This window comes from Streptomyces durocortorensis, from assembly GCF_016901035.1.
Classification (GTDB): domain Bacteria; phylum Actinomycetota; class Actinomycetes; order Streptomycetales; family Streptomycetaceae; genus Streptomyces; species Streptomyces durocortorensis.
The window spans coordinates 1-9,685 of record NZ_JAFEUF010000244.1 but is presented as its reverse complement, the minus strand read 5'-3'; the positions used below and the strand labels follow the sequence as shown (position 1 = coordinate 9,685).

The following is a 9,685-nucleotide window of genomic DNA, read 5'->3' as shown; positions in this document are numbered from 1 at the left end:
GTGCCCGATGTTCGACTTGACCGACCCCAGCCACAGCGGACGGCCCTGCGGCCGGTCCTGCCCATAGGCGTTGAGCAGCGCCTGCGCCTCGATCGGATCACCCAGCGTCGTACCCGTGCCGTGCGCCTCCACCACATCGATATCGGCGGCGGCGAGCCGGGCGTTCTCCAGTGCGGCGCGGATGACTCGTTCCTGCGAGGGGCCGTTCGGTGCGGTCAGGCCGTTGGACGCGCCGTCCTGGTTGACCGCGGAGCCGCGCACCACGGCCAGGATCCGGTCGCCGCGGCGGCGGGCGTCCGAGAGGCGGCGCAGCACGAGGACGCCGGCTCCCTCGGACCAGCCGGTGCCGTCGGCGTCGGCGGAGAACGGCTTGCAGCGGCCGTCGGCCGCCAGGCCGCGTTGCCTGCTGAACTCGGTGAAGATACCCGGGCTGATCATGACGGTGACGCCGCCCGCGAGCGCGGTGTCGCACTCGCCGTTGCGCAGCGCCTGCACGGCGAGGTGGGTGGCGACCAGCGACGAGGAGCAGGCGGTGTCCACGGTGACCGCGAGCCCTTCGAGGCCCAGGGCGTAGGCGACGCGGCCGGAGACGACGCTGGGCGCGCTGCCGGTGAGCAGATGGCCCTCGACGCCCTGCGGGAGGGTGCGCAGTCCGGTGCCGTAGGCGGACGACGAGGAACCGATGAAGACGCCGGTGCGGGTTCCGCGCAGGGACAGCGGGTCGATGCCCGCGCGTTCCAGGGCTTCCCAGGAGGTCTCCAGCATCAGCCGCTGCTGGGGGTCCATCGCGAGCGCCTCGTGGGGGGAGATGTTGAACAGGTCGGCGTCGAACTCGCCCGCGTCGTGGAGGAATCCGCCTTCGCGCACGTAGGTCGTGCCGGCGGTGTCGGGGTCGTCGTCGTATACGGCGGTGTCCCAGCCACGGTCGAGGGGAAATCCTGAGATGCCGTCACGGCCTTCGGAGACCATGTGCCAGAGGTCCTCCGGGGAGTGCACGCCCCCGGGGTAGCGGCAGCCCATGCCGACGATCGCCACAGGGTCGTTCCCGCGCGCCTCGACCTCCCGCAGCTGGCGCCGGGTCTGCCGCAGGTCCGCGGTGAGCCGCTTGAGGTAGTCGAGATACTTCTGATTGTCGGCCACTCGATGCCACCTTCTCCGGACCGGCAGTTCACTATTTTTCGCGCGGGGAATCTCGCACAGATCGCACGGGCCGCGTATTGCATGGTTTTTTTTCGGGGGCCGAATCTTTTCGGGTTCCCGGAAAATCGCCCCAATACCACCAGCAAAACCCTCACTGAGGCTACGAACGACTCCAAGGCACAGACAACCCCTAGCCCACCCCTAGGGGGGACGAACCGTGAGGTCGGTCCGGGTGCAGAGCGGCGGACCGGAACGCCGGGAATGACCGGCGCGAAGAGGGGCCGTGCCGTCCGAATACGCCAGGTGGTCCGGACGGCCCGGAAACCCGTCCGCGTCGTCGCCCGGCCACTCTGGGAGGTATTCCGGGAACGTTCGCGGAATACCTCCGTAACGGAACACACTCGGGTGAACTCCAGCACCCGGCGGGGTCCGCTCAGTGGTGGGTCACGGGCTCTCCAGTTCGTTGTCGATGAGCGCGAAGATGTTCTCCTCGGTGGCGGAGTGCAGATCTGCGTCCCGGCCCTCGTCGGCGGTGTTCCGGCTCTCGGGTTCGTCCGTCCACCGGGCGAGCAGGGCGTTCATCCTGACTCGCAGCCGGGCACGGTCACTGTCGGACAACTCGGCCGAAACGAACTCCAGTTGGTCCAGTTCGGCCATCATGGCCTCCGCCGGATCGTGTGTGGGCGGCACCAGATCGGCCCCGAGCCGCTCGGCGAGCGCGTCGGGCGTCGGGTAGTCGAAGACGAGGGTGGCGGGCAGCCGGGTGCCGGTGGCCGCGCCGAGCCGGTTACGCAGTTCCACGGCGGTCAGCGAGTCGAAGCCCAGGTCCTTGAACGCCCGGTCCCGTTCGACGGCGTCCGCACCGGCGAAGCCGAGCACGGTGGCCGCCTCCGACCTGACCCGGTCCAGCAGCACCTGCGCCCGCTCGGCAGGAGGCAGGGCCCGCAGCCGGTCGGCGAAACCGGTCTCCCGGGCCGTGGCGGCGGTGCGCCGGCGGCCCCGTACCAGACCACGCAGCAGATGCGGCACGTCGGGGCGGCCGGCGAACCCGGTGACATCGACGGCACCCGGCACCACGGCGGGGTCGGGGCCGGTGAGAGCCTCGTCGAGCAGGACCAGGCCCTCGTCGGCGGTGAGCACGGGCAGACCGGAGCGGGTGGCCCGCCGGCGGTCGTCGTCGGTGAGGACACCGAGCATCCCCGCGCCGACGTCCCACGGGCCCCAGGCCAGGGACAGGGCCGGCAGCCCGCAGGTGTGGCGGTGGTGGGCCAGGGCGTCGAGGTAGGCGTTGGCCGCGGCGTACGACGCCTGGCCGGGGCTGCCCAGGACGGCGGAGACGGACGAGAAGAGCACGAACTCCTCCGCGTCGGGGACAAGGTGGTGCAGAGCGCGCGCCGCAGTGATCTTGGTTGCCAGCACCGGGGCGACGCGGTCGGGTGTGAGGGCGGTGGCCACGCCGTCGTCCAGGACACCCGCGAGGTGGAAGACGGAGCTGATGCGCCGCCCGTCCAGCACCTCGGCCAGGGCGTCGGGATCGGCGACGTCGCAGGCCACGATCTCGACCCGCGCTCCGGCGGCCTCGAGGTCCGCCGTCAGAGTGTCCGCGCCTTCGGCGTCCGGGCCACAGCGGCTGAGCAGCAGCAGCCTGTCCACCTCGCGCCGGTCCACCAGGTACCGGGCGATCAGCGCGCCCAGAGCACCCGTGCCACCGGTGATCAGCACCGTGCCGCCCGGTTCCACCGCATGGGGTACGGACAGCACGACCTTGCCCACATGCCGGGCCTGGCTCATGAAACGAAACGCGTCGGGCGCCCGCCGTACGTCGAAAGTCCGCACCGGCGGCAGACTGAGCACACCCTCCGCGAACAGGGCCAGCACGTCGTTCAGCATCTGCCCGATCAGCTCGGGGCCCGCCTCGCTCAGGTCGAACGCACGGTACATCCGGTCCGCCACCGAGTCCGGATCACGGATGTCCGCCTTCCCCATCTCCACGAACCGTCCGCCCTCGGTCAGCAGCCGGACCGAAGCGTCGACGAACTCGCCCGCCAACGCGTTCAGCACCACATCCATCCCGCGCCCGCCCGTACGCTCCGCGAAGATCTTCTCGAACTCCAGATCCCGCGAGGAGGCGAGGTGCCCCGTGTCCAGCCCGGTCGCGCCCCACTTGCCGGGGGAGGCCGTGCCGTACACCTCGGCTCCCGCATGACGCGCGATCTGCACCGCCGCCATCCCGACCCCGCCCGCGGCCGCGTGGACCAGCACCGATTCCCCGGCCGCCAGACCGCCCACCTTCAGCAACCCGTAGTACGCGGTCACGAACGCGATCGGGACCGCGGCGCCCTGGGCGAAGGACCATCCCTGCGGAACGGGAGCCACCAACCGCTCGTCCGCCACCGCCAACGGCCCCATCGCCCCGCTGAAGAACCCCAGTACCCGGTCCCCCACAGCGAATTTCGACACCCCGGGCCCGGTTTCCACCACCACACCAGCGGCCTCGCCCCCCAGCTCCACCTCTCCGGGGTACATGCCCAGCACGTTCAGCACATCGCGGAAGTTCATCCCCGCCGCGCGTACCGCCACCCGCACCTGTCCTGCTTCCAGTGCGGCTTCCGCGTCAGGCGCGGGCACCAGCCCCACACCCTCGACGGCACCCCGCGACACCACACCCACACGCCACGGGCCCTCGGGCGCCCGCAGGGTGCGTTCCGCGGGCGAGGTCAGACGGGCGGCGTACAACCGGCCGTCGCGGACGGCGAGTTCTGGTTCGTCCGCACCGGGTGCGCTGAGCAGCGCGGTCCACGGGTCGGTGTCGAGGTCGACCAGCAGCAGGCGGCCGGGGTTCTCCGACTGCACGCTGCGCAGCAGGCCGCGCACGGCTGCGCCCGCCATGTCGGACAGGTCCTCGCCCGTGCCGGTGGCAACGGCGCCCCGGGTGAGCACCACGAGTGTGGCATCGGTGTGCTCGCGGGCCAGGAAGTCCTGGACGGTGGCCAGCATCGCGGTCACCCGCGCCTCCGCGTCGTCCCCGCCGTCGTCCGGTGCCGAGGTGACCAGCAGCAAGTCGGCCGAGACCGAGGCGATGTCGGAAGCCCGTGTGCAGTCGGCCCCCAGGATCGAGAGGGCCTCGGCCGCACCGTACGGGTCGTTGCCCAGGACGGCCCAGGTTCCGGCGGTGCGAGCCGCGTCGGGGAGCGGAATCCAGTCCACCCGGTGCACCGGCCGCGACAGGGCGGTACCCGTCGCGGCGTCCTCGGCAAGGGGGCGCAGCACCACTCGGCCGACCGAGAGGACCTTCTGCCCGCCGGGGTCGACGGCCAACAGCTCCACCCCGTCGGCGCCGCGTGGTGAGAGACGCACCCGGAGCGTGGTGGCGCCGGAGACGGTCAGGGCGATCTGCGACCAGGAGAACGGCAGTCCGGGAGGTCCGGCGGGGCCGTCGGAGGCCACCGCCCCCACGGCGAGCGAGTGGAGAGCGGCGTCGAGCAGCGCCGGGTGCAGTCCGAAGCGTCCGGCGTCGGCGTGCTCCGTCTCGGGCAGCTCGACCTCGGCCCAGAGGTCCTCACCCGCTCGCCAGACTCCGCGCAGGCCCTGGAACACGGGCCCGTAGTCCAGGCCGGCCGCGGCCAGCTCGGGGTAGAGCTCGTCGATCGGCACAGCCTGCGCGTCGGCCGGCGGCCAGGACGGAGGGGGCCCGGCGACCTGGGCGGCGGCCCGCAGCGCGCCGGAGGCGTGCCTGGTCCACGGCTGCCCGAACCAGCCGGTGCCGTCGGACGTACGGGAGTGGACGGTGATCTGCCGCCCCCCGTCCTCGCCCGGGGCGTCCACGGTGACCTGAAGCTGGACGGACTCTTCGGCGGTCAGCACCAGCGGCGTGTGCAGTACCAGTTCGTCCACGACATCGCAGTCCGTCTGGTCGCCGGCGCGCACCGCGAGGTCGACGAACACCGTGCCGGGCACCACGATCCGGCCGTGCACCCGGTGTTCCGCGAGCCACGGGTGTGTGCGCAGGGAGATGCGTCCGGTGAACAACAGACGGCCTTCATCGGCGAGTTCCACGCCGGCGGCGAGGACGGGGTGCCCGGTCTCCCCCAGTCCGGCGGATACCACGTCACCGGGATGTGCCGCCGCTGAGGCCGAGGGCCAGTAACGCTCGCGGGTGAACGCGTAGGTGGGCAGCTCGATCCGCCGGCCGCCGGCGGGGGCGAGCAGGGCGGCCCAGTCCACCGCGACACCCCGCACGTGCAGGGTGCCCACGGCACGGAGCAGTGTTTCGGTTTCGTCGCGCCCGGGCCGCAGTGCCGGTACGGCCGTGGCCTGGTCCAGCAGTGCCGAGGCGGCCGCCGACAGCACTGCGTCGGGGCCGAGTTCCAGTGCTGTCCGTACGCTGGTGAGCGAGGCGAGTGCGTCGGCGAAGCGGACGGGTTCGCGGATCTGTCCCACCCAGTAGCCGGGGGTGTCGATCGCCCCCGGGGCGGTGGTGCGGACCGGGATCTGCGGGGCGTGATACGTCAACGACTCGGCCACCGCGGCGAACTCGGCCAGCATCGGCTCCATCAAACGGGAGTGGAACGCGTGCGAAACCGCCAGCCGTTTCACCCGCACACCGTCGCCGCGCAACCCCTCCTCCAGTGCGCCGACCGCTTCCGCGTCACCCGACACCGTCACCGAGGCAGGCCCGTTGACCGCCGCGAGATCCACCCCGTCCGGCAGGACGAGTGCTTCTTCGGCCAGCCCCACGGCCAGCATCGCCCCGCCGGCGGGCAACGCGTCCATCAGCCTGCCGCGCGCCGACACCAGAACACACGCGTCGTCCAGAGACAGCACCCCCGCGACGTGGGCGGCAGCCAGCTCACCGACCGAGTGCCCCACCAGAACATCCGGGGTCACCCCCCAGGACTCCACCAGCCGGAACAGCGCCACCTCCACAGCGAACAACCCCGCCTGAGCGAACACCGTCCGCTCCAGCAGACCCGCATCCTCCCCGAACACCACCCCACGCAACGGCCGGCCCACATCCACCCGGGCACACACCGCATCAAAAGCATCCGCGAACACCCCGAACGCTTCATACAGTTCGCGGCCCATCCCCGGCCGCTGCGACCCCTGACCCGAGAACAACAGCGCGAGGGAGCTGTCCTCCTCGGCTCGTCCGACGACAGCGCTGCCGAGGTTGCGCAGTGCGGCGTCCGCGGTTTCGCTGTCAGCTGCCAGCACCACGGCGCGGTGCTCCAGCGCTCCCCTGGTCGTTGCCAGCGAGTGGGCCACGTCTGCGATGCGGTGCCCGTCGAGGGACGCTCGCAGCTTTTCCGCCTGCGCAAGCAGTGTGTCGGCCGTACGGGCGGAGAGCAGCAGTGGAAGCAGTGGGGTGCTGTCGCTCAACGGTGCTTGTGCTTCCGCGTGTTCCGCTGCCGGAGCGGCCTCCAGCACCACGTGGGCGTTGGTGCCGCTGACGCCGAACGAGGAGATTCCGACCCGGCGGGGCCGACCGGTCTCCGGCCAGGGGCGTGCCTCGGTCAGCAGTTCCACCTCACCCGCCGACCAGTCCACCTCGGGGGTGGGCTCGTCGACGTGCAACGTCTCCGGGAGTACACCTTGGCGGATCGCCTCCACCATCTTGATCACACCCGCCACCCCGGCGGCGGCCTGGGTGTGGCCGATGTTGGACTTCAGTGAGCCCAGGTAGAGGGGTTCGGTGCGGTCCTGCCCGTAGGTGGCGAGCAGCGCCTGCGCCTCGATCGGGTCGCCCAGCCTCGTGCCCGTACCGTGTGCTTCGACCGCGTCGATGTCGGAGGGCCGCAGATCCGCGTCGGCCAGGGCCCTGCGGATGACGCGTCGCTGTGCGGGTCCGTTGGGGGCGGTGAGGCCGTTGGAGGCGCCGTCGGAGTTGACCGCGCTGCCGCGCACGACCGCCAGAACCCGGTGCCCGTTGCGGCGCGCGTCGGAGAGCCGCTCCACCAGCAGCACCCCGACGCCCTCGCCCCAGCCGGTGCCGTCGGCGGCGGCGGCGAACGCCTTGCAGCGGCCGTCGGCCGCCAGCCCGAGCTGTCGGCTGAACTCCACGAAGGCGGTCGGTGTGGACATCACCGTGACTCCGCCCGCCAGGGCCATCGAGCACTCGCCGGCCCGCAGCGCGCGTACGGCCAGGTGCAGCGCCACCAGGGACGACGAGCACGCCGTGTCCACCGTGAGGGTGGGCCCCTCGAAGCCGAAGGTGTACGCGACGCGGCCGGAGAGCACGGCAGCCGCGTTGCCGGCGCCCTGGTGTCCCTCGCTGACTTCGGGATCTCCGGCGAGCAGTACCGGGTAGTCCTGCCCGTTGGTGCCCGCGAACACGGCGGTGTCGCTGCCCCGCAGTACGGCGGGATCGATGCCGGCGTGCTCCAGGGCCTCCCAGGCGACCTGCAGCATCAGACGCTGCTGAGGGTCGGTGGCTACCGCCTCGCGGGGTGAGATGCCGAAGAAGCGGGCGTCGAACTCGGCGATGTCGTTGAGGAATCCGCCCTCACGGACGTATGAGGTGCCCGGACTGCCGTTGGGTTCGTAGAGACGTGCGGTGTCCCAGCCCCGGTCTTCGGGGAAGTCGGTGATGCCGTCGCGGCCCTCGGCGACCAGCTGCCACAACTCGCCCGGCGAGGTGATGCCTCCCGGGTAGCGGCAGGCCATGCCGACGATGGCGATGGGTTCGTCGGCTGCGGCGGAGGCCACCACGCCCCGGTCGCCGTCCACGTCCAGAATGAGGTCGTCGAGGTGGTCGGCCAGCGCAGCGGGGGTGGGGTGGTCGAAGACGACGGTGGCGGGCAGGGCGAAGCCGGTGGCTTCGGCCAGGAGGTTGCGCAGTTCCACGGCGGTGAGCGAGTCGAAGCCCAGGTCCCTGAAGGCTCTGCGGGGATCGACGGCATCGGCATCGTGGTGACCGAGTACGACGGCGACGCGGGCACGCACCAGTTCGACCAGTTCACGCCGCCTCTCCTTCGCCCCGAGCGCGGCGAGGCGGGCCGCGAACGCGGAACCCGCCTTCGTGTCGGCCGTCCCTGCCGGTTCCTCCCGCCCGCTCTGCGGCGGGGCGACGCGCAGCCCGTCGAAGAGTCGCTGTGGCCGCGCGGCGGTGAAGGTCGGAATGAAGCGTGCCCATTCCACGTCGGCCACGACCACGGAGACGTCCCCGCCGTCCACCGCCGCGCCCAGAGCGTCGAGTGCTTTCGCCGGTTCCATGGTGCGCAGTCCGCGGCGCCGCAGGTAGTCGGCGGTCTCCTCCGAGCCGGCCATACCGCTGCCGTGCCAGGGGCCCCACGCCACCGAGGTGGCGGGCAGACCCTGGGCGGCGCGACGGGAGGCGATGGCGTCCAGGGCGGCGTTGGCCGCCCCGTAGGCGGCCTGGCTGCCGCTGCCCCAGATGCCGGAGACCGATGAGAAGAGCACGAAGGCGTCGAGATCCGCGTCCCGGAGCGCGTCGTCGAGGTGGAGGGCTCCGGTGACTTTGGCGGCCAGCACGGTGGCGATGTCTGCGTCGCCGGCGTCGTCGAGGTTTCCGAACTCACCGCTTCCGGCGGCATGCACCACGGCACTGGGCGGGTGCGCGGCCAGCAGCTCGTCGAGGGCGGCGCGGTCACTGACGTCGCAGGCGGCGATCGTGACCTCGGCTCCCGCTGCGGTGAGTTCGGCGGTGAGGTCGGTCATGCCCGGGGCTTCGGCGCCGCGTCGGCCGGCCAGCACCAGGTGCGGGGCACCGCGGTCCGCGAGCCATCGGGCGACATGGGCGCCGAGCGCGCCGGTGCCGCCCGTGATGAGGGTGGTGCCGCGCGGCCGCCAGGGCTCGGCCGGGCTCACGGGTGCCGGGGCCAGTCTCCGGCCGAAGGCGCCCTCGGCGCGGATGGCCACCTGGTCCTCGCCCATGCCGGTGAGCACGGCCGTCAGTCTGCGTGCGGCGTGCACGTCGAGTTCTTCCGGAAGGTCGACGGCGCCGCCCCAGCGGTGTGGCTTCTCCAGCGCGGCTGTCCGGCCCATCGCCCACAACTGTGCCGCTCCTGGGTCGGCGGCGGACTCCTCCGGGCCCGTCGTGACCGCGCCTCGGGTGAGTACCCACACCGGGGCGCCCTCCCCGCGCACCGCGGCGAGCAGTGCGGCCAGCCCGAGGGACAGCTCCGGGTGGGCGGAGTGCGGCCGGGGGTCGTGCGGGAGGATCAGCCCGTCGACGTCCGGATCCGGTGTGCGGCCGACGACGACGGTGGCGCCGTGTGCACGCAGCGTTTCGGCGCACCATGCGGCCACTTCGTGGTCCGGCGCATCGGGGTCGGCCAGTACCTGCCAGGTTCCACGCAGTGCCGGCTGCTCGGCTTCCGGCAGAGGCTGCCAGGTGACCGCATACCGCCAATCTGCTGGGCCGGTCCCTTCGGGGGAAGGCGGTACTGCCCAGAAGTGCTCACGCTGGAAGGCGTAGGTGGGCAGGTCCACGACGTGACCGCCCAGGAAGCCGAGGACCTCGCCCCAGTCGAACCGCACCCCGGCGACGTGCGCTCCCGCGATCCCGGCGAACAGAGCCCTCACA

Annotated in this window: 2 protein-coding genes; both read right to left on the bottom strand. The window is 72.2% G+C overall.

Features of this window, described 5'->3' with window-relative positions; all coding sequences use genetic code 11:
- Positions 1 to 1,140 (bottom strand): beta-ketoacyl synthase N-terminal-like domain-containing protein (locus tag JS521_RS29830; RefSeq protein WP_205086051.1); only part of this gene is annotated, 1,140 nt, incomplete at its 3' end.
- 444 nt (positions 1,141 to 1,584) lie between these two features.
- Positions 1,585 to 9,639 carry a type I polyketide synthase gene (locus JS521_RS29825; protein ID WP_205086050.1) on the bottom strand — a complete coding sequence of 2,685 codons (8,055 nt, stop codon included), beginning with the start codon at positions 9,637 to 9,639 and terminating at the stop codon, positions 1,585 to 1,587.
- Between the last annotated feature and the right edge of the window lie 46 nt (positions 9,640 to 9,685).